This is a genomic window from Sphingomonas fucosidasi (assembly GCF_036663855.1).
Taxonomy (GTDB): domain Bacteria; phylum Pseudomonadota; class Alphaproteobacteria; order Sphingomonadales; family Sphingomonadaceae; genus Sphingomonas; species Sphingomonas faeni_B.
The window spans coordinates 68,570-91,789 of the sequence record NZ_JAXOJR010000008.1; the positions used below are offsets into that span (position 1 = coordinate 68,570).

Annotated in this window: 22 protein-coding genes; 12 read left to right on the plus strand and 10 right to left on the minus strand. The window is 66.6% G+C overall.

Annotated elements, in window-relative coordinates:
• A complete protein-coding gene (locus U1737_RS15190; RefSeq protein ID WP_332797338.1) occupies positions 1-792 on the plus strand; it encodes a PhzF family phenazine biosynthesis protein in 792 nt (263 codons plus the stop codon).
• 248 nt (positions 793-1,040) lie between these two features.
• On the opposite strand, the gene U1737_RS15195 is transcribed toward U1737_RS15190, so the two are convergent.
• Together U1737_RS15195 and mnmA are read right to left on the minus strand one after the other, a co-directional pair.
• On the minus strand, positions 1,041-1,289 hold the full coding sequence (locus tag U1737_RS15195) for a UvrB/UvrC motif-containing protein (RefSeq protein ID WP_332797339.1): 249 nt from the start codon (positions 1,287-1,289) through the stop codon (positions 1,041-1,043).
• 14 nt (positions 1,290-1,303) lie between these two features.
• On the minus strand, positions 1,304-2,413 hold the full coding sequence (mnmA, locus tag U1737_RS15200; RefSeq protein WP_332797340.1) for a tRNA 2-thiouridine(34) synthase MnmA: 1,110 nt from the start codon (positions 2,411-2,413) through the stop codon (positions 1,304-1,306).
• Between the two features lie 195 nt (positions 2,414-2,608).
• Between mnmA and U1737_RS15205 the strand changes: the two genes are divergently transcribed.
• The 3 genes from U1737_RS15205 to U1737_RS15215 all read left to right on the plus strand — a co-directional run bounded on the left by U1737_RS15205 (position 2,609) and on the right by U1737_RS15215 (position 3,590).
• Complete coding sequence (locus tag U1737_RS15205) at positions 2,609-2,836, plus strand: hypothetical protein (protein ID WP_128453948.1); 228 nt, start codon at positions 2,609-2,611, stop codon at positions 2,834-2,836.
• A gap of 103 nt (positions 2,837-2,939) precedes the next feature.
• Positions 2,940-3,239 (plus strand): CtrA inhibitor SciP, encoded by a 300-nt coding sequence (gene sciP, locus U1737_RS15210; RefSeq protein WP_056412261.1) that lies wholly within the window; start codon positions 2,940-2,942, stop codon positions 3,237-3,239.
• A gap of 93 nt (positions 3,240-3,332) precedes the next feature.
• Positions 3,333-3,590 (plus strand): GlsB/YeaQ/YmgE family stress response membrane protein, encoded by a 258-nt coding sequence (locus U1737_RS15215; RefSeq protein WP_055881539.1) that lies wholly within the window; start codon positions 3,333-3,335, stop codon positions 3,588-3,590.
• A 252-nt stretch (positions 3,591-3,842) separates the two neighbouring features.
• On the opposite strand, the gene U1737_RS15220 is transcribed toward U1737_RS15215, so the two are convergent.
• Positions 3,843-4,580: an SIMPL domain-containing protein gene (locus U1737_RS15220; RefSeq protein WP_332797341.1), complete on the minus strand. Its 738-nt coding sequence runs from the start codon at positions 4,578-4,580 to the stop codon at positions 3,843-3,845.
• 241 nt (positions 4,581-4,821) lie between these two features.
• Between U1737_RS15220 and U1737_RS15225 the strand changes: the two genes are divergently transcribed.
• The 3 genes from U1737_RS15225 to U1737_RS15235 all read left to right on the plus strand — a co-directional run bounded on the left by U1737_RS15225 (position 4,822) and on the right by U1737_RS15235 (position 10,591).
• A complete protein-coding gene (locus tag U1737_RS15225) occupies positions 4,822-6,000 on the plus strand; it encodes an efflux RND transporter periplasmic adaptor subunit (RefSeq protein ID WP_332797342.1) in 1,179 nt (392 codons plus the stop codon).
• Positions 6,001-6,004: 4 nt separating this feature from the next.
• Positions 6,005-9,235 carry an efflux RND transporter permease subunit gene (locus U1737_RS15230; protein ID WP_332797343.1) on the plus strand — a complete coding sequence of 1,077 codons (3,231 nt, stop codon included), beginning with the start codon at positions 6,005-6,007 and terminating at the stop codon, positions 9,233-9,235.
• Between the two features lie 87 nt (positions 9,236-9,322).
• Complete coding sequence (locus U1737_RS15235; RefSeq protein WP_332797344.1) at positions 9,323-10,591, plus strand: DUF445 domain-containing protein; 1,269 nt, start codon at positions 9,323-9,325, stop codon at positions 10,589-10,591.
• A 298-nt stretch (positions 10,592-10,889) separates the two neighbouring features.
• On the opposite strand, the gene U1737_RS15240 is transcribed toward U1737_RS15235, so the two are convergent.
• The 3 genes from U1737_RS15240 to U1737_RS15250 form a co-directional block, all read right to left on the minus strand.
• Positions 10,890-11,951, minus strand: a complete 1,062-nt coding sequence (locus U1737_RS15240; protein ID WP_443027137.1) for an MFS transporter — start codon at positions 11,949-11,951, stop codon at positions 10,890-10,892.
• Between the two features lie 295 nt (positions 11,952-12,246).
• Positions 12,247-12,717 carry a GFA family protein gene (locus U1737_RS15245; protein WP_332797346.1) on the minus strand — a complete coding sequence of 157 codons (471 nt, stop codon included), beginning with the start codon at positions 12,715-12,717 and terminating at the stop codon, positions 12,247-12,249.
• A gap of 193 nt (positions 12,718-12,910) precedes the next feature.
• Entirely contained in the window at positions 12,911-13,651 is a 741-nt protein-coding gene (locus tag U1737_RS15250) for an HAD family hydrolase (protein ID WP_332797347.1), read from the minus strand.
• A gap of 62 nt (positions 13,652-13,713) precedes the next feature.
• On the opposite strand from U1737_RS15250, the gene U1737_RS15255 reads away from it, so the two are divergent.
• Genes U1737_RS15255 through U1737_RS15275 form a run of 5 tightly spaced genes read left to right on the plus strand, consistent with a single transcriptional unit; the run spans position 13,714 to position 17,619 of the window.
• Entirely contained in the window at positions 13,714-14,823 is a 1,110-nt protein-coding gene (locus U1737_RS15255; RefSeq protein WP_332797348.1) for an ABC transporter permease, read from the plus strand.
• Positions 14,823-15,728 carry an ABC transporter ATP-binding protein gene (locus U1737_RS15260; RefSeq protein WP_332797349.1) on the plus strand — a complete coding sequence of 302 codons (906 nt, stop codon included), beginning with the start codon at positions 14,823-14,825 and terminating at the stop codon, positions 15,726-15,728. Before U1737_RS15255 ends, U1737_RS15260 begins: the two co-directional genes overlap by 1 nt.
• On the plus strand, positions 15,728-16,690 hold the full coding sequence (locus tag U1737_RS15265; RefSeq protein WP_132895582.1) for an MlaD family protein: 963 nt from the start codon (positions 15,728-15,730) through the stop codon (positions 16,688-16,690). The genes U1737_RS15260 and U1737_RS15265 overlap by 1 nt, the downstream gene beginning before the upstream one ends.
• 8 nt (positions 16,691-16,698) lie before the next feature.
• A complete protein-coding gene (locus tag U1737_RS15270) occupies positions 16,699-17,280 on the plus strand; it encodes an ABC-type transport auxiliary lipoprotein family protein (protein ID WP_187504560.1) in 582 nt (193 codons plus the stop codon).
• 48 nt (positions 17,281-17,328) lie between these two features.
• The gene (locus U1737_RS15275; protein ID WP_332797350.1) at positions 17,329-17,619 is read left to right on the plus strand and encodes a plasmid stabilization protein; all 291 of its coding nucleotides are present in this window, start codon (positions 17,329-17,331) and stop codon (positions 17,617-17,619) included.
• 131 nt (positions 17,620-17,750) lie between these two features.
• On the opposite strand, the gene U1737_RS15280 is transcribed toward U1737_RS15275, so the two are convergent.
• Genes U1737_RS15280 through glgA form a run of 4 tightly spaced genes read right to left on the minus strand, consistent with a single transcriptional unit; the run spans position 17,751 to position 23,177 of the window.
• On the minus strand, positions 17,751-18,590 hold the full coding sequence (locus U1737_RS15280) for an HpcH/HpaI aldolase/citrate lyase family protein (protein ID WP_332797351.1): 840 nt from the start codon (positions 18,588-18,590) through the stop codon (positions 17,751-17,753).
• Positions 18,587-20,116, minus strand: a complete 1,530-nt coding sequence (treA, locus tag U1737_RS15285; protein WP_332797352.1) for an alpha,alpha-trehalase TreA — start codon at positions 20,114-20,116, stop codon at positions 18,587-18,589. The genes U1737_RS15280 and treA overlap by 4 nt, the downstream gene beginning before the upstream one ends.
• Entirely contained in the window at positions 20,116-21,735 is a 1,620-nt protein-coding gene (locus U1737_RS15290; RefSeq protein ID WP_332797353.1) for an alpha-D-glucose phosphate-specific phosphoglucomutase, read from the minus strand. Before U1737_RS15290 ends, treA begins: the two co-directional genes overlap by 1 nt.
• The gene (gene glgA / locus U1737_RS15295) at positions 21,732-23,177 is read right to left on the minus strand and encodes a glycogen synthase GlgA (RefSeq protein WP_332797354.1); all 1,446 of its coding nucleotides are present in this window, start codon (positions 23,175-23,177) and stop codon (positions 21,732-21,734) included. Before glgA ends, U1737_RS15290 begins: the two co-directional genes overlap by 4 nt.
• Between the last annotated feature and the right edge of the window lie 43 nt (positions 23,178-23,220).

Consider the following 23,220-nt stretch of genomic DNA (forward strand, 5'->3'; position numbering starts at 1 on the left):
ATGAGAATACCGTTCGCGCAGATCGATGCGTTTTCCGACACGCCGTTCGGCGGCAACCAGGCGGCGGTGATGCCGCTGTCGGCGTGGCTCGACGACGCCGTGCTGCTGGACATCGCGCAGGAAAACAACCTGAGCGAGACGGCTTTCATCGTTGCGTCCGACGAGGAGGGCGTGGATTTCGACCTGCGCTGGTTCACGCCCGGGGCGGAGGTCGCGCTGTGCGGCCACGCGACGCTGGCGAGCGGGCATTTCGTGCTGTCGTCGGACACCGCGCTCAACCGGGTGCGGTTCCGGACGCGGCAGGCGGGGATGCTCGAGGTCGCGCGGGCGGACAGCGGCTATACGCTGGAGTTGCCGGCTTGGGGTCCGAGCCAGAAGGCGATTCCGGAGATCGTCGCGGCGCTGAACGTCGCCGAGCCGGTCGAGACGTTGTGGCACGAGAAGGGCTATGCGCTCGTGATCGTCGATGACGAGGCGGTGGTGCGCAACCTGAAGCCGGATTTCGCCGCGCTGGCGAAGTTCCCGATCGTCGCGATCGTCGCCGCGCGGGGGGCGGCGACCGACATCGTCAGCCGGGTGTTCACGCCGTATTACGCGATCGACGAGGATTCGGTGACGGGCTCGGCGCATGCGGTGATGGTGCCGTATTGGGCGCAGACTTTGGGGAACAGCTTCACCGCGTTTCAGGCGAGCGCGCGGGGCGGGAAGTTGACTTGCCGGCTCGAGGGCGACCGTGTGGTGTTGGGCGGGTCGTGCGTCACGACGATCGAGGGCACGTTCCTGCTTCCGTAACGGTGCCTAGTGCCTAGCTCATCCGCGGGAGCTGTCACCCGCCTCCATCCGTCACCCGCCTCCATCCGTCACCCCAACGAAAGCTGGGGTCTCCCACGGGGCAGATGACGGGGGTCCCATGCTGATATCCCAGCTTTCGCTGGGATGACGGGGTGGGGATGACGGGGTTGGGGGATGACGGGGCTGGGGGATGACGGGGCTGGGATGGCGATGTGGTGGGGGTGGCGACTTCTACCCTCTCCCGTGCCCTACCGCTTCCGCCCCTTGGTCATCGGATCGGGCTTTTTCGGTTTCACCCAGCCCGGGGGTGGGGTCATGCGCTGCTGGCTGGTGCCGAGGCCCATCGCGCCCGGCTGTTGCCGCGTCAGCCCGGCGGTGTCCGTGACCTCACCGCCACCGCGCAACACGCTGATCTGATCGCGCAGCCGACTGGCCGTTTCGAAGTCCATTGCAGCGGCGGCGGCTTCCATCTGGCGGCGAAGGTCTTCGATATCCATCCCGCCCCAACGCGTCAGGCGGCGGCGAGTGCCGCCTCGGTATCCGCGATCCAGCCACCGCCGAGCACGCGCTCGCCGGCATAGAGTACCGCCGCCTGGCCGGGCGCGACGCCGTATTCGGGGGCGTCGAACACCACGCGGTCGCCGACCAGGCGGGCAGGGACGGGCTTGGCCATCGACCGGACCTTGGCGGTCAGCGGTCCGGTGAAGTCGCCGCCGAGCCAGTTGATGTCGGTCATCCGCGCCGCCTCGACCGCGAGCGCACGCCGCGGGCCGACGACGACGCGCTTAGTCTCCGGCTCGACCCGGACGACATAGAGCGGCTCGGGACTTCCCCCGATCTCCAGCCCGCGACGCTGGCCGACGGTGAAGTGGATCAACCCGCGATGCTCGCCGAGCTTCACGCCGCCGAGATCGACGATATCGCCCGCGGTTTCCGCCGCCTCGGGCCGCAGCTTCTTCACCAGCCCGGCATAATCGCCATCGGGGACGAAGCAGATATCCTGGCTGTCCGGCTTGGCCGCGACGCCGAGCCCGAGTTCGGCCGCGATCTCGCGTACGCGCGCCTTGGGCAGGCCACCCAAGGGAAACCGCAGGTAATCGAGCTGCGCCTGCGTCGTCGCGAACAGGAAATAGCTCTGGTCGCGCGCCGGATCGGCACCGCGGTGGAGTTCGGCACCGTGCGTGCCCTCGACTCGGCGGACGTAATGTCCGGTGGCGAGGCAATCCGCGCCGAGATCGCGCGCCAGCTTCAGCAGGTCGGTGAACTTCGGCCCCATGTTGCACTGGACGCAGGGGATCGGCGTCCGCCCGGCGAGATATTCGTCGGCGAACTTGTCGACCACCTGCTCGCGAAAGCTGGTTTCGTGATCGAATACATAATGCGCGATCCCGAGTCGGTCGCATACCGCGCGGGCGTCGCGGATGTCGCGCCCGGCGCAGCACGAGCTAGCGCGACCGATCGCTTCGCCGTGGTCGTAGAGCTGCAACGTCACGCCGATCGTCTCGGCGCCGGTGGCATGCGCGAGCGCGGCGACGACCGAACTGTCGACGCCGCCGGACATCGCCACGACGATGCGCTTTCCGGCCGTGTCCGACCCGAGCTGAAAATCGGTCTGATCCATGATCGCCACATAGGCGCGACGGCGTGCGGTTGCAAAAAGATGCGGCGGTTAACGTATATCAGGACGAGTTGACGGAAAAACGCGACCAGCGATTGGAATAAAGCGACAAGTTCACGAACTCTTTCCTCGAGTTTTACGGTCCCTTCACCCCCTCGCGATATAGCGGGCCTCCCAAGAGTTTTCGCGAGTATCCCGTTGGACCTGAGTTTTCCCCGTTTCGATCGCGATGCCGAGGTCACCGTTCTACCGGGCGACCTCGCTGTCCTGATCGTCGGTATCGCCGCCCGCCAGGCAGCGAGTCCGACCGCGGTGGTACAGGCCAGCTTCGCGCGGACGACGATCGATCCCAAACTGTTCGCGCCGCTTCACGGTGCGTTCAACGGTCCGATGGCAACGGCTTTAACCCGGTGGAAGGACGAGTGAAGATGCGGTTTACCGCGGCGTTTCAGCCGATCTTCAAATCCTGCGACTATGTGTCGTGCGTGCGTATCGATAGGGGGCCCCCCGCCCCGATCAGAGGTTTCAAATGATCGAGAACCAGAAAATCCGTCCCGGCAAGGTCATCGGACCACTCGGTGAGCAACTGACGCTGGATACGCTGCCGCCACCCAGCACCACGCGGTGGGTGGTGCGTCGCAAGGCCGAAGTGGTCGCAGCGGTGAATGGCGGTTTGCTCAGCGTCGACGACGTCTGCGCCCGCTATGGCCTGACCGTCGAAGAGTTCGCCAGTTGGCAGCGCGCGATCGACCGGTCGGGCATGCCCGGGCTCCGCGTCACGCGCATCCAGCACTACAAGTCGTTGTACGAGCGTCAACAAAAGTACTGAGACCTAAAACTCAAAACGCGGGCGGAACAAAAATCCCCGCTCGCTCGTCTTTCCGCCATCGCCCGGATACGGGTTCAACGGAGGGAAAATATCATGGGTCTCATTCTTTGGCTGATCATCGGCGGCGTCATCGGCTGGATCGCCAGCATGATCATGCGCACCGACGCGCAACAGGGCATTTTCCTGAACATCGTCGTCGGCATCGTCGGCGCATTCATCGGCGGCCTGGTCCTGTCGGGTGGTTCGATCAACAACGCACCGCTGACGCTGACCTCGTTCCTGGTCTCGCTGCTCGGCGCAGTCGTACTGCTCGCGATCGTGAACCTCGTGCGTCGCGGTAGCGTCCGCTAAGTCTCGCATCGTCACGCGAAATGAAAGGGCCGTCCGGGCGACCGGGCGGCCCTTTTTTCGTGTGTGGAGATGTTCGCTGGATCTCAGTGGCCCTCTCGATCCTCCCCCGCCAGGGGGAGGTGGCTGTCTCTTGCCAGACGGAGGGGGAGGAAAGGGTAACCCCTGTTCCGTGTCCTCCCCCTCCGTCACCTTCGGCGCCACCTCCCCCTTGCGGGGGAGGATCGAAGATGCGGGGGAGGATCGTAATGCGGGTCAGTTCAGCAGGAACCGCACCGAGAGCGTGACGGTCACGTCCTTCTCGCCCGGCGCGATCTGCGTGCTGTCCTTGGCCATCGACGCGCGGGCCATGAACATCGGCTGCGGCGAGCCGCCGGTATCCTGCCCTGATTCGGCGATCGACACGATCCGCGACACGCGCAAGCCCGCCGCCTTCGCGTAGAGATCCGCGCGACGCTTGGCCTGCGTGATCGCGTCGGCCCGCGCTTCGTCGAGCGCCGTCTCGGGCTTGTCGATCGACAGGTTCGGCCCGTCGATCTGGTTCGCGCCCTCCGCCACCAGTGCGTCGAGGATCGTCCCCGACTTCGCCACGTCGCGGAACCGGATCGAGACGGTGTTGGTCGCCTGGTAGCCGGTAATCACCGGCGGCTGGTTGTCGGCATAGCGATATTGCGGCGCCAGCTGGACCGACGACGTCGCGATGTCGCGCGGCGCCACGCCTGCCCGCTTCAGCGCCGCGAGCACCTTCGCCATCCGCTGCGCATTGTCGGTGAGCGCGGCTGCGGCGGTGGTCGATTGCGAGACGACGCCGGCGCGGATCGTCGCGAGATCGGGCACGCGGGTCGTGCGACCCTCCGCCGTCACGTCGAGCACGGTGCCCGCCGCCGGGATCATCGGCTCGACCGTGGTCGGCGCGGTCTGCGCGATGGCGGCTGTTCCCGGCAACGCGACGGCGATGCCGGCCAGCGTGGTGAGGAACGTTGCGATCTTCATGATTATGTCTCCCGTGTAGCCCCGTGTGGCCATAGGTCGGCGTGTGGCGCCGGGGACGTCAACGCAAGCTGAACGTCTACCAAATTCTCCGATCCTCATTGCGAATAGATCGGATTCGAAGCATGTCTTCGAGTCCGTGCTCGTCGAGGGGCTTGAGCACGGTGACTTATTCAGATAACACAGCGAATGAACGGCGAAGCGGGTCGAGACAAGACCGGTCGAAATTGGGATTGTGACGCGCATGAATTACGAGACGAAGATGGTCGGTGGCGAGAGGGAAGAGCCGCTGGCGTTGCCGGACTATAGCGCGCCCTCGCACCGCCGCCGCAATGTCATCATCGCCGTGATCCTGGTGGTGGCGATCGCGGTGGCGGTCTATGCCTTCAAGTCCGGCAAGAAGGACGTCGCGGCCGCGACGCCGGGCGCGCAATTGCCGACCGTGTCGGTAGTCGTCCCGGGCCGGCAGGCGGTCGACCGGACGATCTCGGCGACGGGCACGCTGGCGGCGCGCCGCGAGATGCCGGTCGGCGTCGCGGGCGAGGGCGGGATGATCACGCGGGTGCTGGTCGAACCCGGCACCTGGGTCGCGGCGGGCCAGGTGCTCGCGACGGTCGATCGCTCGGTCCAGAACGAGACCGCGGCGTCGCTCGCCGCATCGGTCAGCGTCGCGCGCTCGGACGAGACGATCGCGCAGGCCGAACTCGATCGGGCCAAGCAACTCGTCGACCGCGGCTTCATCTCGAAGGCCGATCTGCAGCGCAGGGCGGCGACCCGCGATGCCGCGGCGGCGCGCGTGAAGGTGGCGCAGGCGACGCTCGGCGAAGCACGTGCGCGCAACGGCCGGCTCGATATCCGCGCGCCTGCCGCCGGCTTGGTGCTGACCCGCGGCGTCGAGGCCGGCCAGATCGTCGGGCCATCGGCGGGCGTCCTGTTCCGCATGGCGATGGGTGGCCAGATGGAGATGCGCGCACAGTTGAGCGAAGCGGACCTGACCGGGCTGCACGTCGGGGCGCGCGCGACCGTCGTGCCGGTCGGCACCACGCAGGGCTATCCCGGCGAAGTATGGCAGGTTTCGCCCGTGATCGATCCGCAGACCCGCCAGGGCATCGCGCGCATCGCGGTCAAATACGATCCGGCGCTGCGCCCCGGCGGGTTCGCCGCGGCGACCATCGTCGGCGGCGTGACGCAGGCGCCTTTGCTTCCCGACTCCGCGTTGCAGAGCGACGAGAAGGGCAATTACGTCTATATAGTCGGCCCGGGCGACAAGATCGTCCGGCGCAATGTGAAGATCGGCCAGGTCTCCGATGCCGGCGTGACGATCGTCGGCGGCCTCGACGGCTCGGAGCGCGTCGTACAGTCCGCGGGTGGCTTCCTGGCACCCGGGCAGACGGTCAAGCCGATCACCAAGAAGGCGAGCTGAGCCCATGAACTTCCGCAACATCTCGGCCTGGTCGATCCGCAACCCGGTTCCGCCGATCGTGCTTTTCCTGGCCCTGATGCTTGCGGGCGTCGTCAGCTTCATGCGGATGGATGTCAACCGTGACCCCGACATCGACTTCCCGATCGCGATCGTCGTCGTCAACCAGCCCGGCGCCGCGCCGACCGAGATGGAGACGCAGGTCACGCAGCGCGTCGAGGCGGCGGTGCGCTCGCTTCAGGGCATCGACGAGATCAACTCGACCGTCACCGAAGGCAATTCGGAAACGGTGATCCAGCTCACCATCGGCACCCCGATCGACCGCGCAGTGAACGACGTGCGTGACGCGATCGCGCAGATCCGCAGCGACCTGCCCGACGGCATCCTCGAGCCACAGGTCTACCGCGCGAACACCAGCGGCAACGACGTCGCGAGCTTCGCGGCGATCACCACCGACATGACCGTCGAACAGCTCTCCTGGTACATCGACGACACCGTCACCAAGGAATTGCTGTCGATCCCCGGCATGGCGACGATCAGCCGCAACGGTGGCGTCAGCCGCGAGATCCGCGTGATCCTCGATCCGCTGAAGCTCCAGAGCCAGGGGCTGACCGCAAGCCAGGTCAATTTGCAGTTGCGTCAGGTCAATCTGAACGCGGCGGGCGGGCGTGCCGAGATCGCCGGATCCGAACAGTCGATCCGCGTGCTCGGCAACGCGCGCGACGCGAGCGATCTCGGCCAGACGCAGATCAACGTCGGCAATGGCCGCACGGTGCGGTTGGCGGACATCGCGCAGGTCCGCGATCTCTACGCCGAGCAGCGCAGCCGCGCGACGGTCGACGGCCGCCAGGCGATCACCTTCGATTTCCAGCGGGCCAAGGGCGCGTCCGACGTCACCGTCTATCATCAGGCCGTCGACAAATTGCGCGCGCTCGAAAAGCGCAATCCGTCGGTCAAGTTCGTCCAGCGCTACACCACCACCGAGTATACCGAAGCGCAGTATGAAAGCGCGATCCATGCGATGATCGAGGGCGCGATCCTCGCCGTCATCGTCGTCTTCATCTTTCTGCGCGACTGGCGTGCGACCGCGATCTCGGCGCTGGCGATCCCGTTGTCGGCGATCCCGGCCTTCTGGTTCATGGACCTGCTCGGCTTCGACCTGAACGGCATGACGCTGCTCGCGCTCAGCCTGGTTGCAGGCGTGCTGGTCGATGACGCGATCGTCGAGATCGAGAACATCGTCCGACACATGCGGATGGGCAAATCCGCCTATCAGGCGTCGATCGATGCCGCGGACGAGATCGGTCTCGCCGTGCTGGCGACGACGATGGCGATCGTCGCGGTGTTCATGCCGGTCGCGCTGATGCCGGGTATCGCAGGCCAGTTCTTCAAGAATTTCGGCCTGACGGTGGTCGCGGCCGTGCTGATGAGCCTTGCGGTGGCGCGGCTCGTGACGCCGATGATCGCGGCGTATTTCCTCAAGTCGTTCGGCCATGCCAGCCACGGCGAGGGCAAGATCATGGACTGGTATGTCCGCACGCTCCACTGGACGCTCGACAGCCGCAAGGCCGCGGCATGGCGCGCGCGCGGCGGCATCCGGAAGATGTTCAACCGCGTGATGGATCACCGGATGTGGGCGATCGGCGCGGGCTTGGTCGCCTTCGCGCTGACGCTGTTCATGTTCACCGTCATCCCCTCGCAGTTCCAGCCGACCCGCGACGAGGATGATTCGACCGCGCAGATCGAGATGGTGCCCGGCACCACGCTGGCGCAGACCGATGCGGTGGTCGCGCGGGTCGGCGACATCCTCAGCCAGCAACCCGAAGTCGCCACCGTCTATGCCCGCACGCGAGTCGGCAGCGGAATCGTGACCGCGAACCTGCGCCCCGATCGCAAGGAGAAGTCGGTCGATTTCGAACGCCGGCTCGCACCGCAGATGACCGCGATCCCCGACGCGCGCGTGTCGTTCCGGTCGCAGTCGGGCTGGGGCGGCAGCGGGCGTGACGTGACGATCGTCCTCGGCGGCAGCGATCCCGCCAAGCTGCAACAGGCGGCGGACAAGATCGTCGCCGAGATGGGTTCGCTGAAATCGCTGACCGCACCGCGCGTCTCGGGCGGCATGCAGCGCCCGGAAATCGTCATCCGCCCGCGCTTCGATCTCGCCGCCAATCTCGGCGTGACCACGCAGGCGCTGTCGTCGGCGATCCGGATCGCGACGCTCGGCGATATCGACCAGAACTCGGCGCGCTTCTCGCTCTCCGATCGCCAGATTCCGATCCGCGTCGCGCTCGATCAGTCGGCGCGGACCAGCCTGTCGACGATCCAGAACCTGCCCGTATCGACCGCATCGGGTGGCTCGGTGCCGCTCAACCTCGTCGCGGATATCGGCCTCGGCTCCGGCCCGACCAAGATCGACCGCGTCAACCAGCAGCGTCAGATCACGCTCGGCGCCGATCTCGCGCCCGGCGTGGTGATCTCGGACGCGATGAAGCAGGTTCACGCACTGTCGTCGATGAAGAACCTGCCGGTCGGCGTCAGCGAACTCACGCTCGGCCAGAGCAAGTGGCAGGCCGAGATGATCACCAACTTCATCACCGCGGTGATCGCGGGGACGTTCCTCGTGTTCGCGGTGCTGGTGCTGCTGTACCGCCGCGTGCTGCCGCCGTTCGTCAACATGGGGTCGCTGCTGCTCGCGCCGCTCGGCGGGTTGCTCGCGCTGTGGGCGACCGGCCAGCCGCTGTCGCTGCCGGTATATATCGGCCTGCTGATGCTGCTCGGCATCGTCGCCAAGAACTCGATCCTGCTGATCGACTTCGCGCTCGACGAGATGAGCAAGGGCGTCGATGCCTTCACCGCGATCATCGATGCCGGGCATAAGCGCGCGCAGCCGATCGTGATGACCACGGTCGCGATGGTTGCTGGCATGGTGCCGACCGCGATGTCGCTCAGCGGCGATTCGTCGTCGCGCGCGCCGATGGGCACGGTCGTGATCGGCGGCCTCGCGCTGTCGACGCTGCTGACGCTGCTGATCATCCCCGCGGCATTCAGCCTCGCGGTCGGGATCGAGCGCTATGTCGGGCCGCGGCTGAGCCGTCGCCTGCTCACCTATCGTCCGGGCGACAATGGCGACGACGTGATCGAGATCGCCGGACCCAATCCGGGGCCGTTGCTCGGGCCGGCGACCGGCAAGCTCGGTCACGGCCGCGATCGGGGTGACGGCACGCAACCCGCCGAGTGAAACCCCTGAGGCACGCCTCTCTGCACCCGGGCACCCGAACCGCCGCAGCGGCGTGAACATTCGGGGCGCCCGGGGATTGTTACGGGCATGACGCTTTTACCCCGTATGCGCCCGGCCGGCGAAGCCCCTCCACCGGCGCTCGTCCGCATGCGGATCGTCGCCACCGGCCTGCTCGTGTTCATGGCCGCGACGTTCTTCGTCAGCCGCGCGCTCGTCCCCGTCCACCCGGCCTTCGGGTTCGTCCGCGCGTTTGCCGAGGCGGCGATGGTCGGCGGTCTGGCGGACTGGTTCGCAGTTACCGCGCTGTTCCGGCACCCGCTCGGCCTGCCGATTCCCCACACGGCGATCGTGCCGCGCAACAAGGACCGGATCGGCGACACGCTCGCGCAGTTCCTCCGCGCGAACTTCCTGATCCCGGTCGTGATCGCGCGGCACACGCGCCGGCTCGACGTCGCGGGGGCGATCGCCCGCTGGCTGACCGATCCGCCGGAGGGGGCAGGGGGGCGTTTTCGGCAGGGCGCGTCGAAGCTGGTCGCACAGGTCTTGGAAGGGCTCGACCCGGCGCGGCTTGGCGGGATGGTCAAGGCGGGGATCGGCGCACGCCTGCGCGCCACCGAAGTCTCGCCGATCCTTGGCCAGCTGCTGAAGGCCGCGATCGCCGAGCGCCGCCACGCGCCGCTGCTCGAAAGCGCGATCCGCTGGGCGGCGAAGACGCTGGCCGCGAACGACCACCTCGTCCGCGCGATGGTCCATGACAAGGCCGGCTCGATCCTGCGCTGGACCGGGCTCGATACGACCGTCGCGGACAAGCTGATCAGCGGCTTCGACAAGCTGCTCGCTGAGATGGCCGAGGACCCCGAGCATCCCTTGCGCCTGAAGGCGGAAGAGGGGCTCGATCGCCTCGCCTGGGATCTCCAATACGACCGCCGCATGCGCGAGCGCGTCGAGACGATGAAGAACGACCTGCTCGACAATCCGGCGATGCAGCGCTGGCTCGACGGCCTGTGGGAGCAGGCGCGCGGGGCACTCCTCGCAATCGCCCGCGATCCCGAGCGCGCGATGGCCGGCAAGCTCGGCGACATCCTCCGTCAGCTCGGCGAAACGCTGCAGCACGACCCCCGCATGTCGCGCACGATCAACCGCTTCGTGCGGCGCGCGGCAGTCGGCGCGGCGGCGGATTACGGCGACGGCATCGTCAAGCTCGTGTCCGAAACGGTGCGCAGCTGGGACGCCGACACGATCACCAGTCGCTTGGAAAACGCGGTCGGCCGCGACTTGCAGTATATCCGGGTGAACGGCACGATCGTCGGCGGGCTGGTCGGACTGGTAATCCACAGCGTCGATGTGCTGTTGTGACCGGGGAGCGTAGGATCTTTTAGATCGTACGGGGAAGGGCGGTTTTACAGGTATCGTCCGGTCGTTTGTGGCTGTCCGGGTTAAGTAAGACCTGGACGGGTTGGCTCTGAAAACAGATCGAGATGGGACGGCGCTTGCCGACATCGAATGTCTGGGTTGAAGAGGATAGCGGCCCGTCCGCTGTTGAGAAGGCGGGTGGCGTTAGCCGATGTCGCCTGACGCTGCTGCCGGTCCCGAAAAGGACCGGAAATTGGGAAAGCCAATGCGGTAGAGATGATCGGGATCTTTCCGCCAGCGATTATGAAGGGCGGGCTTTGATAGAGATGAACAGCAGCCACCCCACCAAACCTGCTACAACCCCAAGCGTACCGCCGAGGATATATGCATCGACCGCCCCGTTCGGCGCGAACAAGCCTCCAGTCATATATCCAAGAATACCCGCGCTGCTTGTGCTGGCGCTATAGATCGCGGCGACTTTGCCTTGCGCGTTAGCCGGAGCCTCACGTTGCAGCATCGTTCGGACCGCGACGTTGTGGGCGCTGTTAGCTGCACCCCCGATTACGAACGCAATCCCCACGAAGGCGATGCTGCCAATCGTTGTGGATATGCTGATACCGATCGCGAGCATGATTCCGCCCATCACAGTTCCGGAAACGAAGGCGATCGGTGCCGGCCGCTTCATCGCCATCATTCCCGATGCAGCAGCCCCCGCCATCATTCCTCCAGCCCAGCAGGCCGTCAGCAAACCAAACACGGTCGGGCCGGCCGCCAATGTAACGGTCACGAGAAACACGAATGCTACATCGGCAATGGCGGTCGCATAGACCTCTAGCGTCAGCGCGCTGATCATGATCGTAATCCTACGATCACGCAGGACCGGCAAATATTCGGACAGCAGGGTTCGGGCCTCGCCGTCTTCGTCCGCTTCAACGGGGCGGCGAAGGCCACTCGCCAGCACGACGGCGGCTAGAAGCGCGAAGCTGGCAGCATCGATCAGCAGCGCGTTCCCGGTCCCGCCCCACGCCACCAGCGCGCCGCCCACGACCGGCCCGGCAAGCATCCCCGCACTGCGCACGACCTCCAACACCGCATTGGCGCGTGGCAGCGTCATGCCCAGCCCTGCGGCTAGGACGGGGATGAGGGCGAAACTGGCCGTCCCGCCGATGGCGAACGCCACGCTAAGGATACTAGCACCGACGATGGTAGAGGTTAGATCAGGATGCCAAGCCATCCACGCGATGATGACGGCATTGGTCAGTGCCGTTGCCACTAGCAGCTTGGCGGCATCGCGGGAGTCGACAAGCCTACCGATAAGAGGTGTGGCCAACAGGCCCGGCAGCAGCCCGGCGACCAGTAGCATCGGCACAGCGAATGGTGTGCGATCACCGGCTGTACGAAGCATCAGGGTTATGAGCGAGATTTCATCGCCGATGGTTGAAAGCGTGAGCGTGGCTAGAAGCAGCCAACCCCAACCTCGCCTAAGCCTTACCCCCGCCAACGCGCCGACCCCTCATATCGGCAGCCTTATGCCTGACTTGAGCCACGTTGCGAAGCGAACGGCATTCCTGATTAGGATCGAGTTGCGGGAATGCCCAGGATGGAAAGGAAGGCGGACCTTCCGCTTAGGGACCGGATCCCGGGAAGCGGACGTTGGCCTATGTCTTCGGTGGCCAATCTACGGTATCAAAATCAGGGTGTTGGAATGATATTATTCCGGCCAGATGAGCAGCGGCTCGCGGCTCATCTGTTGGGTGTTCCGGCAAATTTGCCAGTGCCTTAAAATCCGCGATGCGCTCAGGCGAAGCAAGCTGCTCGCACAGATTGATCGAGTGCGGTTTGTCCATGGCGCCAAGCGCGAAACTGATGTTTCCCTCACCGTACTCGAAGGTTAGGGGCGTGCCACAATCACGGCAAAACCCACGACGCACTTTATTTGAACTTCGAAAATAACCGGGCAGGCCTCGGGTCCAGATCACCGCGGTGAAGGCCGCTCCGACGTAGGGTCCGAATAACCCGCCAGTTGCCTTCTGGCACATTCGACAATGGCAGATGGATGCGTCTTCAAGTTCGCCCTCAACCCGGAACCGCACTGCTCCGCACTGACATCCTCCGGTACTGATCGTCATGACTAGAGGGTTTCATATTAGTTATAGATTCGCAACGGTGCGGAAGTGGAACGGGCGAGTTTGGTTCATGGGCGGACGATACGCCGGGATCTGGCGTCCGCAATTGGGAACATCAAACCGATGTTTGAATGGCAGAGATTGGGCGATAGTTATTAAGTAGGTTCTGGCAGCTGTCACCGGTCGCGCAACGGACCTACCGCTCCCAATCCGGCATCGGCCAGCCCTTAGCCTTCGCCAACAACCGCAAAGGCCCATGCGCATTCACCGCGAAGGGTTCGTCCGCCCATTCGAAGGTCGGGGCGTCCGAGACGTGGTCGGAATAGAAGCGGATATGGGCGTGGTCTCGGGCGATGCCTTCGCGGTCCATCCAGGCCTGGATCATCCGCAGTTTCGCCGGGCCGTAGCAATTCTCGCCTTCGATGCCGGCGAGCAGCACGCCGTCGCGATCGCGCAGGCTCTCGGTGCCGATCACCGCGTCGAAACCCAGTCGCCGCGCGATCGCCTCGACGTAGAATCGGTACGACGCGGTCGCCATCACCAGCCGGTAGCCGGCGGCGCGGTCGGCCTCGATCTGCGCGCGGGCGCTCGCGAACACGCCGTCGCGCATCACGCGGTCGGCGAAGGCTTCGGCCGCCCGGCGTTCTTCGGCGGGGGTCATGCGCTTGCCGAGCATCATCCGCTGCATCAGATATTTGAGGCGGCCGCGGCTGATCAGCTTGCCGACATAGCCGAGCGCCGCCACCCCCGCGAACGGGACGAGCGCCAACCGCCACGGCGCGCCGCTCTTCCGCGCGGTGTGGAGCAGGAACGGCGTCCAGGTCGGCGCGTGCGTGATCGTCTTGTCCATGTCGTAGATAGCAAGGCGAACGCTTGGCCGGGCGGGCGTATCGGCGGGCGGCGGGCCTGATGGGCGGGCAGGAGGCAATTCGGTCATCGTCGCGACTTACGCCGCATTCATCTTGCCGATCCAGTCACTTTGCCGCAAAGGTGCCCCCGATGAGCGCGATGGCCGATTTTCAGCAGGACGGTGCCGATACCGGCACGCTTCGCTTTACCGGCGATCTGTCGCTCGCAAAGATCGGCAATCTGCCCGATCGGCTCGAGGCGGTCGATGCGTCGTCGGTCAAGCGTGTCGACCTGAGCGGGGTCGACCGGATCGACACGATCGGGGCCTGGATCGTCCACCGCTTTGCCGCGCGCAACGATGCGACGATCGACGGGCTAGACGCCAACGACCAGGCGCTGTTCGACCAGGTCGTAGCCTCAGACCAGCCGCTCGCGGCCCGGCCCGCCAAGGTCAACGCTGCCAGCCGCGTGCTCGGCGAGATCGGCGATGCGGTCGTGCTGTCGGGCAAAACGATGCTCGGGCTGCTCGGCTTTCTCGGCGCGACCACGGTCGCGTTCGGCAGCGTCATCCGTCATCCGCAGCGCTTTCGCTTCAACGCGGTCGTCCAGCGCTTCGAGGTGGTCGGCGTCGCCGCGCTCGGCATCGTCGGGCTGATGAGCTTCCTGATCGGCATGGTCATCGCCCAGCAGGGTGCGGTCCAGCTCCGCCAGTTCGGCGCCGAAGTGTTCACGATCAACCTCGTCGGCCGTCTGACGATCCGGGAGCTCGGCCTGCTGATGACCGCGATCATGGTCGCCGGTCGCTCGGGTTCGGCGTTTGCGGCCCAGCTCGGCACGATGAAATTGACCGAGGAGATCGACGCGATGCGGACGATCGGCGTGTCGCCGATGGAGGCGCTGGTGCTGCCTCGCGTGCTCGCGGCGATCGTGATGATGCCGCTGCTCGGCTTCTACGCGTCGGTGATCGCGATCATCGGCGGCGGGCTGCTCTGCTGGGTCCAGCTCGGCATTCCGCCGGTCACCTTCATCGCGCGCATCCGCGAAGTCGTACCGATCACCGATCTCTATATCTCGCTGATCAAGGCGCCCGTGTTCGGCGCGATCATCGCGATCGCCGGCTGCTTCCAGGGCATGCAGGTCGAATCGGACGCCGAACAGGTCGGTCTGCGCACCACCTCCGCGGTCGTCCAGGGCATCTTCCTGGTGATCGTCCTCGACGCGTTCTTCGCGGTCTTCTTCACCTGGCTGGGTTGGGACTGATGCCCCGCAATACTGACGATACCAGCGACAACATCATCTCCGTCCGGGGATTGAAGAACGCATTCGGCGATTCGGTCGTGCACGAGGGGCTCGATCTGGACGTCCGGCGCGGCGAGATCCTCGGCGTGGTCGGCGGCTCTGGCACCGGCAAGTCGGTGCTGATGCGCTCGATCATCGGTCTCCAGACCCCGGTCGCGGGCGAGGTCACGGTCTTCGGCGAGCCCAATATCGGCCGTGAAGAGACCGAAGCGACCGAGATTCGCAAGCGCTGGGGCGTGCTGTTTCAGGGCGGTGCGCTGTTCTCGACCCTGACGGTGGCCGAGAACGTCGAAGTGCCGTTGCGCGAGTTCTACCCTGATTTGTCGCCCGCGTTGCTCGCGGAAATCGCGTCGTACAAGGTGGTGATGACGGGCCTGCCGGCGGATGCCGCCAACAAGTTTCCCGCCGAGCTGTCGGGTGGCATGAAGAAGCGTGCCGGTCTCGCCCGCGCGCTGGCGCTCGATCCCGAACTGCTGTTCCTCGACGAGCCTACCGCGGGGCTGGATCCGATCGGTGCGGCGGCGTTCGATGAGCTTACCCAGTCGCTGCAGAAGACGCTCGGGCTGACGGTGTTCCTGATCACGCACGATCTCGATACGCTGTACGCGATCTGCGACCGGGTCGCGGTGTTGGCCGACAAGAAGGTCATCGCGGTGGGCACGATCGACGAACTGATCGCGCTCGATCACCCGTGGATCGAGGAATATTTCAAGGGGCCCCGCGGCCGTGCCGCGGTCGCGACTCAGAAGGCGCACGAGCGCGCCGACGACGAAGCAGCCCGACATCCTACTGAAGTCCAGTCCAAGCAGTCCGCGCCGGACGACGCCGACGCGACATACGCCGAGAAAGAAGCAAGGACGCGCTGATGGAAACCCGTTCGAACCACGTCCTAGTCGGCGCCGTCGTGCTGATCCTGCTGGCCCTGCTGGCGCTGTTCACCGTGTGGATCGCGCGGCTGGGCGGCAAGGAAGAGAAGGAATACGACATCTTCTTCCGCCAGTCGGTCGACGGGCTTGCGCGCGGCTCCGCCGTCGTGTTCTCGGGCGTGCCGTCGGGGCAGGTCAAGACGATCTCGCTGTGGAAGAACGATCCGCAGTTCGTCCGCGTCCGGATCAGCGTCAACGACGAGACTCCGGTGCTGCAGGGCACGACCGCGTCGATCTCGGGCGTCGGCTTCACCGGCGTCAGCCAGGTGTCGCTCGATGGCGCGCGCAAGGGCGCGCCCGCAGTCTCCTGCCCCGATGTCAATGGCCAGCCTTGCCCGTACGGTGTGCCGGTCATCCCGACCAAGCAGGGCGGCCTCGGCGCGATCCTGAACTCGGCACCGCAGTTGCTCGAGCGCCTGTCGACGTTGACCGAGCGCCTTACGGGCTTGCTGACCGACCGTAACCAGGCGTCGATCGCCGGGATTCTCGAGAACACCAACCGGCTGACCGATGCGCTCGCCGATCGTGGTCCGGAGATCGCCGCGACGCTCGCGCAGACCCGCGTCGCGATCCAGCAGGCGGGCGATGCCGCGCAGCAGTTCGGCGTGCTCGCCAAGACCACCAACGGCGTCCTGTCCGAGGACGTGAAGCCGGCGATGGCGAACCTGAACAAGGCGATTACGTCTGCGCAGCAGAGCGCCGAGACGCTCAACGCCGCCATCGGCGATGCACGGCCGGGCCTGCAGGCGTTCTCGAAGACGACCATTCCCGAGGCCAACCGTCTGGTCCACGATCTGCGGACGACCGCGGCGGCATTGTCGTCGGTCGCCGAGAAGGTCGACCAGCAGGGTGCGAGTTCGCTGATCGGGCAGCAGAAGCTCCCGGATTACAAGGGTAAGTGAGGCACGCCATGAAGACACCGCTCATCCTGATCGCGATGCTGCCACTCGCCGGGTGCATCAGCTTCGGCGCGAAACCGCCCCCCACGCTGTTGACGCTGACGAGCGTTTCGTCGGTGCCGGTCGGCCAGAACCAGGACTCGGCGACCGCCAAGTCGATTACGATCCAGACGCCGGTCGTGCCGCAGTCGCTCGCAACCGCGCGCGTGCCGGTCCAGGCGACGCCGACCTCGATCGCATACGTCACCGATGCGCAGTGGGCGGAGCCACCGGCGCGCCTGTTCGCACGGCTGGTGTCGGATACGGTCTCGTCGCGGACTGGGCTGGTCGTGCTGTCGACGGCGCAGTCGATCGGCGATCCGGGCGGTCTGCTCGGCGGCGAACTGCGGTCGTTCGGGCTGGATGCGACGACTCGCGAGGCGGTCGTGACGTACGACGCGTCGTTGATGCGCGCGGGCAAGACGTCGGTCGAGAAGCGCCGCTTCGAGGCGCGCGTGCCGGTGTCGGCGATCGATGCCACGTCGGCTGCGGCCGGGATCAACCAGGCCGCGAACCAGGTCGCGACCGAAGTGGCGGACTGGATCGGCCGCTGAACGACCTGTTGTTCTGAGCGTTGAAGCTCTCTGACGAGGAGAGCGGCGATGCCACAGGGCGACAAGGACGCGTACACCGACAAGCAGAAGCGCAAGGCCGCGCACATCGCGGATGGCTATGAGGCGAAGGGTGTTCCCGAGCCTGAGGCCGAGGCGCGGGCCTGGGCTACGGTGAACAAGGATTCGGGCGGAGGCAACAAGTCCGGCTCTGGTCGGGGCAAGCCCGATACGCAGGCGTCTGCGCGGAGTGGTGGGAAGCAGGCGGCGGGGCGTAGCGATGCGGCGAAGTCTGCTGCGGCGAAGAAGGGTTGGGAGACCCGACGGAAGAAGGCAGGGTAAAGACGGCGCGCGTTATCGAAGCGATCCGTCATCCTGACGAAAGTCAGGATCCAGGGTTATAGGTGGTGCGCTTCATGGCTCTGGATCCTGACTTTCGTCAGGATGACGGAGGCAATCGGCAAGCCCCGCCTTTAGTCGACGCTAGCTAGCATTGCTTCCGCCTCGGCCAGATGCAGCCGCTCGACCATCTGGCCATCCAGCCGGATCGCGCCCTTGTCCGCATTCTCGGGCTTGGCGAACGTGGCGACGATCGCCCGCGCCCACGCCAACTCCTCCTCGCTCGGACCGAAACCGGCGTTCGCCGCATCGATTTGCGACGGATGGATCAACGTCTTGCCGTCGAACCCCAGCATCGCCCCCTGCGTGCACTCGTCCGCGAAGCGCGCAGGATCGTCGAGCGCGTTGCACACGCCGTCCAGCGCCACGATCCCTGCCGCTCGCGCGGCCATGACGGTTGCCGTGAGCGCGGGGATCAACGGCATGCGATCCGCCCCAAGACGGCACCGCATGTCCTTGGCGAGATCGTTGGTACCGGCGATCAGTGCCGTCAGCCGTAACCCCCAAGCCGCTTGTGACAGCGCAGGGAGCGACAGGATCGCGGCACAGGTCTCGATCATCGCCCAGATCGGCGGGCCAGCCTCGCCCAGCGACATGCGGATTGCCTCCAGATCGGACGGGTACGACACTTTGGGTACGAGCACGGCGTCGACGCCTATGCCGCGTACCGCAGCGATGTCGTCTGCATACCATGGCGTACCGAGGCCATTGATCCGTACCACGAGTTCGCGCGTGCCGAACCCGCCTTCGCGTACCGCGTCGACGACCCGGTCGCGCGCGGCGGCTTTTTCGTCCGGCGCGACCGCATCCTCCAGGTCGAGAATGACGACGTCGCAATCCAGCGTTCGCGCCTTGGCGATCGCCCGCGCATTCGACGCGGGCATGTAGAGCGCGCTGCGGCGGCGGCGCGTCATGGGCGATCCACCATCAGCGCGCGCGTGACCCCGTTGGTCCAGCCGAAGCCGTCCTGATTGGGGTATTCGCCGCCACCGCCGGGCTTGCGCTCGACCACGTCGTATTTCTCCAACAGCTTGCCGCTCGCCTGATATTCGCGATCGACCGACGCGAGCCAGGCCGTGGTGATCCGGTCCGCAAGCGCGGTCTCGCCGTAGCCGCGCAGGCCCTGAATCGCGATCCATTGCAGCGGCGCCCAGCCGTTCGGGTCATCCCATTGCTGGCCGCTGCCGATCAGCGTCGTGCGCAAGCCGGCTTCGCCGACGAACGGGCGGAGTGCGGTGGCGGTCGCGCGTGCCTGATCGGGCGTGGCGATCTTGGCAAATAGCGGGAACGCCATCGCGGCGCTGGCGAAGTCGTTCCCGCGGTTGGTGTCGAGGTCGTAGTCAGCGAAGAACCGCCCGTTCCACAGGTGCTGGCGGATCGCGGCGGCGCGCGCGGTCGCTTGGGCGGTGTAAGCCGTTGCGCACGCGGTATCGCCGAGCATCCGGCAGTTCGCGGCGATCGCCTGCTCCATCCCGACCATCAGGCTGTTGAGGTCGACCGGCGCGAGCCGGGTGGTGCGGATCGTCGCGAGCGTGCGGCCGTCGGCCAGCCAGCGCGACGAGAAGTCCCAGCCGCTTTCCGCTGCGGCTCTCAAGTCGCGGAAGAGTTCTCCGCGATTACGCGACGGCGTACGGTCGGCGAGTTCGACGTCCTCGCGATAACTCTCGTCGCGGGGATCGTTGCGGTCGTCCCAATAGCGGTTGAGCAGCGCCCCGTCGGGCAGGCGGACGGCGCGGCGCGATTGCTGGCCGGGCTTGAGCGTCTCGGCGCCGGCCATCCAGAATGCGTGTTCGGCACGAAGCTGGCGGTTACGGGTTGCGAGCGTCCTGGGATCGCGCGACAGGCCGGCGATCAGGTAGAAGAACGGCGGTTGCGAGCGGCTGAGATAATAGGTGCGCGTGCCGTTGGGGATATGGCCGTAGCGGTCGATCAGGCTGCCGAAATCGACGACCATGTCCTCGACCAGATCCTGCCGCCCGGAGCGCTGCACGCCGAGCATCGTGAAATAGCTGTCCCAGTAATACATCTCGCGGAAGCGGCCGCCGGGGACGACGTAACGCTTCGGCAGGGTCAGCGCGGACGAGCCTGTCGGGACGGTCCTCTGCGTCCGTGTCAGTTGCGGCCAGAGCGCGTCGATGTGCGCCTTCAGCGTCAGCCGCTCGGCCGATGGCGGTGCGGCGGGCGTCGTCGGGATCGTGAAGTTCGCCGCGACGAACCGGCGCAGCGCGGGTTCGGCGTCGCAGCGGCATTTCGCATAGTCGGCGAGGATGGCCTTCGCCGGCCGCTTGGGCGTCGCGTCGGCGAAGGTCTTCGAATCCGGGAACAGCCCGCGCATCTGCACCGCCTTGTAGAGCGGGCCGAACATCTGCGCGGGAGACTGCGGCGCGGGCGATGCCGCAACCAGTAGGGTCGATAGCGCGAGCAGCCCGTAACGGCGCATCAGGTGACGACGTCCGGTGCGTTACGGCCGGTGTGTTGTTCGATGCCGGCGATCGACTCCGCCGCCGCGACGATGCTGGCGAGCATCTCACCGGTGTCGCGGTCGAGATCGCCGCCGAGCGGCTCGTAGCGTTCGAGGTACACGCGCAACGTAGCGCCGGTGGTGCCGGTGCCCGACAGGCGGAACACCACGCGGCTCCCGCCCGCGAACAGGATCCGGACGCCCTGGTTGCGGCTGATCGAGCCGTCGGTCGGGTCGGTATAGGCGAACTCGTCCGCGGTCTCGACGGTCAGGTCGCCGAACTGCTGGCCGGGAAGGGTGGCGAGGCTGGCACGCAGGGCCGCCATCAGCACGTCGGCGCGCGGGGTCTCGACGCCTTCGTAATCGTGGCGCGCGTAATAGTTGCGGCCGAACTTCGCCCAGTGGTCGCGCGCGATCGCGTCGACGCTTTCACCGCGTACCGCGAGGATGTTGAGCCAGAGGAGCACCGCCCATAGGCCGTCCTTCTCGCGGACATGGTCGGAGCCGGTGCCGGCGCTTTCCTCGCCACAGATCGTCGCCATGCCGACGTCGAGCAGATTGCCGAAGAACTTCCACCCGGTCGGCGTCTCGTAGGCGGGGATGCCGAGCGCTTTTGCCACGCGGTCGGCGGCGGCGCTGGTCGGCATCGAGCGGGCGATGCCCTTGAGGCCACCGGCATAGCCCGGCGCGAGGTGCGCGTTCGCGGCCAGCATAGCCAGGCTGTCCGAGGGGGTGACGAAGCGGTGCTTGCCGATGATCAGGTTGCGGTCGCCGTCGCCGTCCGACGCGGCGCCGAAATCTGGCGCATCGGGTGCCATCATCGTCTCGTACAGTGCGTGCGCGTGGACGAGGTTGGGGTCGGGGTGGTGGCCGCCGAAATCGGGGAGGGGCGTGCCGTTGCGCACCGTGCCGGGCGCGAAGCCGAGGCGACGTTCGAGGATTTCGGTCGCGTACGGCCCGGTGACGGCGCTCATCGCGTCGAACGCCATCGTCAGCTTGGCGGCGCGGATCGCGTCGAAATCGAACAGCGTTTCCATCAGGGCGGCGTAATCCTCGACCGGGTCGACGACCTCGACGGGCATGCCGCCGACCGTGACTTCGCCGTCGGTGTCGAGGTCGATGTCGTCGGCGTCGACGGTCAGCCAGCGGTCGATCTCGAGCGTGCGCGCGTTGATCGCGTCGGTTACGGATTCGGGCGCTGGGCCGCCATTGGCGATGTTGTACTTGATCCCGAAATCCTCGTCGGGACCGCCCGGATTGTGGCTGGCCGACAGCACGAGCCCGCCGATCGCGCTCCGCTTGCGGATCATGTGGCTGGCGGCAGGCGTCGACAGGATGCCGCCGCGGCCGACGATCACGCGACCGAAGCCGTTCGCCGCGGCCATGCGGATCGCGACCTGGATGACTTCGCGGTTGAGAAAGCGGCCGTCGCCGCCGATGACCAGCGTTGCGCCGGCCTTGTCCGCCACCACGTCGAACACGCTCTGGACGAAATTCTCGGCATAGTTCGGCTGCTGGAAGACCTTCACCTTCTTGCGCAGGCCCGACGTGCCGGGCTTCTGATCGGTGTAGGGCGTGGTCGAAACAGTGCGGATCATGCGGGCTCCAGAAGGCTCGAATAGAGGTTTGCGTAGCGGCGGCCGCTCTCGTCCCACGAGAAGTCCGCGCGCATCGCGTTGCGCTGCAACATGGCCCAGCGATCGGGGCGTGCATAGAGGGCGAGCGTTCGGCGCAGCGCGTGGCTGAGCGCTTCCGGCGTGACCCCGTCGTGCTGGATGCCGGTGGCGACGCCCGCGGCGATCGCAGCTTCGTTGGCGTCGATCACGGTGTCGGCGAGCCCGCCGGTGCGCGCGACGACGGGGATGCAGCCGTAAGCGAGGCCGTAAAGCTGCGTCAGGCCGCAGGGTTCGAACCGCGACGGGATCAGGATCGCGTCGGCGCCGCCTTGGAGCAGGTGCGAGACGGGTTCGTCGTAGCCGATCCGGACGCCGATCCGGCCGGGGTGGCGCTCGGCGGCGGCGAGGAACGCGCGCTCAAGGTCGGGGTCGCCAGAGCCCAGCAATGCGAGCCGGCCGCCGAGCGCGACCAATTCGTCGAGCGCGCCGGCGAGGACGTCCATCCCCTTTTGCCCGGTAAGGCGGCTGACGACGGTGAAGAGCGGGCCGTCTTCGGTCTCGAGGCCGAACAGCGTCTCGATCGCGCGCTTGTTGACGCGACGGCGGGCGAGCGTGCGCGCGGTGTAGCGGGCGGGCAGGGCTGCGTCGGTCGCGGGGTTCCAGACGGCGGGGTCGATGCCGTTGACGATTCCCGTCACGCGGCTGGCGCGATCGTTGATCAGGCCTTCGAGGCCCATGCCGAATTCGGCGCGGCGGATTTCGGCGGCATAGGTCGGGCTGACGGTAGTGATCGCGTCGGCGGCTTCGAGCCCGGCCTTGAGATAGCCGACGCCGCCATAATATTCGACGCCGTCGAGCGCGAAGGCGATGTCGGGCAGCGCGAGGCCGGCGAAGATGTCGTAGCCGTAGCGCCCCTGGAACGCGATGTTGTGAATCGTCACGACGGTTCTGGCGGGCTTGGCCGGGCCGGGGGCGTAGCGGAGATAGGCGGGCGCCATCGCGGCCTGCCAGTCGTGCGCGTGGAGGATGTCGAACGCGTAGCCGGGGACCGCGCCCGAGGCGAGGTCGGCGGCGGCGCGGCTGAACGCGGCGAAGCGGCGCCAGTTGTCGGGCCAGTCCGCGCCAACCGCGTCACCGTAGGGGCCGCCGCCTCGGGCGAACAGCGCAGGCGCGTCGAGGACGAGGAGCGGGTGGTCGCCGATCTTCGCTTTCAGGATGCGGGCTTCGGCGCCGAGCAGGTCGGTATAGCGGTGGACGACTTTCGCGCGCTTGGTAACGGCGGCGAGCGCGGGGTAGCCGGGGAGGAAGGTGGTCAGCGCCACGCCGTGCGGTGCGAGCGCGGCCGGCAGAGCGCCGACGACGTCCGCGAGACCGCCGGTTTTTATGAGCGGATAGGCTTCGGAAGCGACGGAGAGGACGCGCATCAAATCCTCCCCGGAACGGGGAGGGGGACCGTTCGCCACTGGC

Bases quoted from the DNA above. Each gene is read 5' to 3' on its own strand.
- U1737_RS15190 (WP_332797338.1), top strand. From the start codon at position 1: ATGAGAATACCGTTCGCGCAGATCGATGCGTTTTCCGACACGCCGTTC.
- U1737_RS15195 (WP_332797339.1), bottom strand. From the start codon at position 1,289: ATGGATATCGAAGACCTTCGCCGCCAGATGGAAGCCGCCGCCGCTGCA.
- mnmA (WP_332797340.1), bottom strand. From the start codon at position 2,413: ATGGATCAGACCGATTTTCAGCTCGGGTCGGACACGGCCGGAAAGCGC.
- sciP (WP_056412261.1), top strand. From the start codon at position 2,940: ATGATCGAGAACCAGAAAATCCGTCCCGGCAAGGTCATCGGACCACTC.
- U1737_RS15215 (WP_055881539.1), top strand. From the start codon at position 3,333: ATGGGTCTCATTCTTTGGCTGATCATCGGCGGCGTCATCGGCTGGATC.
- U1737_RS15220 (WP_332797341.1), bottom strand. From the start codon at position 4,580: ATGAAGATCGCAACGTTCCTCACCACGCTGGCCGGCATCGCCGTCGCG.
- U1737_RS15225 (WP_332797342.1), top strand. From the start codon at position 4,822: ATGAATTACGAGACGAAGATGGTCGGTGGCGAGAGGGAAGAGCCGCTG.
- U1737_RS15230 (WP_332797343.1), top strand. From the start codon at position 6,005: ATGAACTTCCGCAACATCTCGGCCTGGTCGATCCGCAACCCGGTTCCG.
- U1737_RS15235 (WP_332797344.1), top strand. From the start codon at position 9,323: ATGACGCTTTTACCCCGTATGCGCCCGGCCGGCGAAGCCCCTCCACCG.
- U1737_RS15240 (WP_443027137.1), bottom strand. From the start codon at position 11,951: ATGCTACTGGTCGCCGGGCTGCTGCCGGGCCTGTTGGCCACACCTCTT.
- U1737_RS15245 (WP_332797346.1), bottom strand. From the start codon at position 12,717: ATGACGATCAGTACCGGAGGATGTCAGTGCGGAGCAGTGCGGTTCCGG.
- U1737_RS15250 (WP_332797347.1), bottom strand. From the start codon at position 13,651: ATGACCGAATTGCCTCCTGCCCGCCCATCAGGCCCGCCGCCCGCCGAT.
- U1737_RS15255 (WP_332797348.1), top strand. From the start codon at position 13,714: ATGAGCGCGATGGCCGATTTTCAGCAGGACGGTGCCGATACCGGCACG.
- U1737_RS15260 (WP_332797349.1), top strand. From the start codon at position 14,823: ATGCCCCGCAATACTGACGATACCAGCGACAACATCATCTCCGTCCGG.
- U1737_RS15265 (WP_132895582.1), top strand. From the start codon at position 15,728: ATGGAAACCCGTTCGAACCACGTCCTAGTCGGCGCCGTCGTGCTGATC.
- U1737_RS15270 (WP_187504560.1), top strand. From the start codon at position 16,699: ATGAAGACACCGCTCATCCTGATCGCGATGCTGCCACTCGCCGGGTGC.
- U1737_RS15275 (WP_332797350.1), top strand. From the start codon at position 17,329: ATGCCACAGGGCGACAAGGACGCGTACACCGACAAGCAGAAGCGCAAG.
- U1737_RS15280 (WP_332797351.1), bottom strand. From the start codon at position 18,590: ATGACGCGCCGCCGCCGCAGCGCGCTCTACATGCCCGCGTCGAATGCG.
- treA (WP_332797352.1), bottom strand. From the start codon at position 20,116: ATGCGCCGTTACGGGCTGCTCGCGCTATCGACCCTACTGGTTGCGGCA.
- U1737_RS15290 (WP_332797353.1), bottom strand. From the start codon at position 21,735: ATGATCCGCACTGTTTCGACCACGCCCTACACCGATCAGAAGCCCGGC.
- glgA (WP_332797354.1), bottom strand. From the start codon at position 23,177: ATGCGCGTCCTCTCCGTCGCTTCCGAAGCCTATCCGCTCATAAAAACC.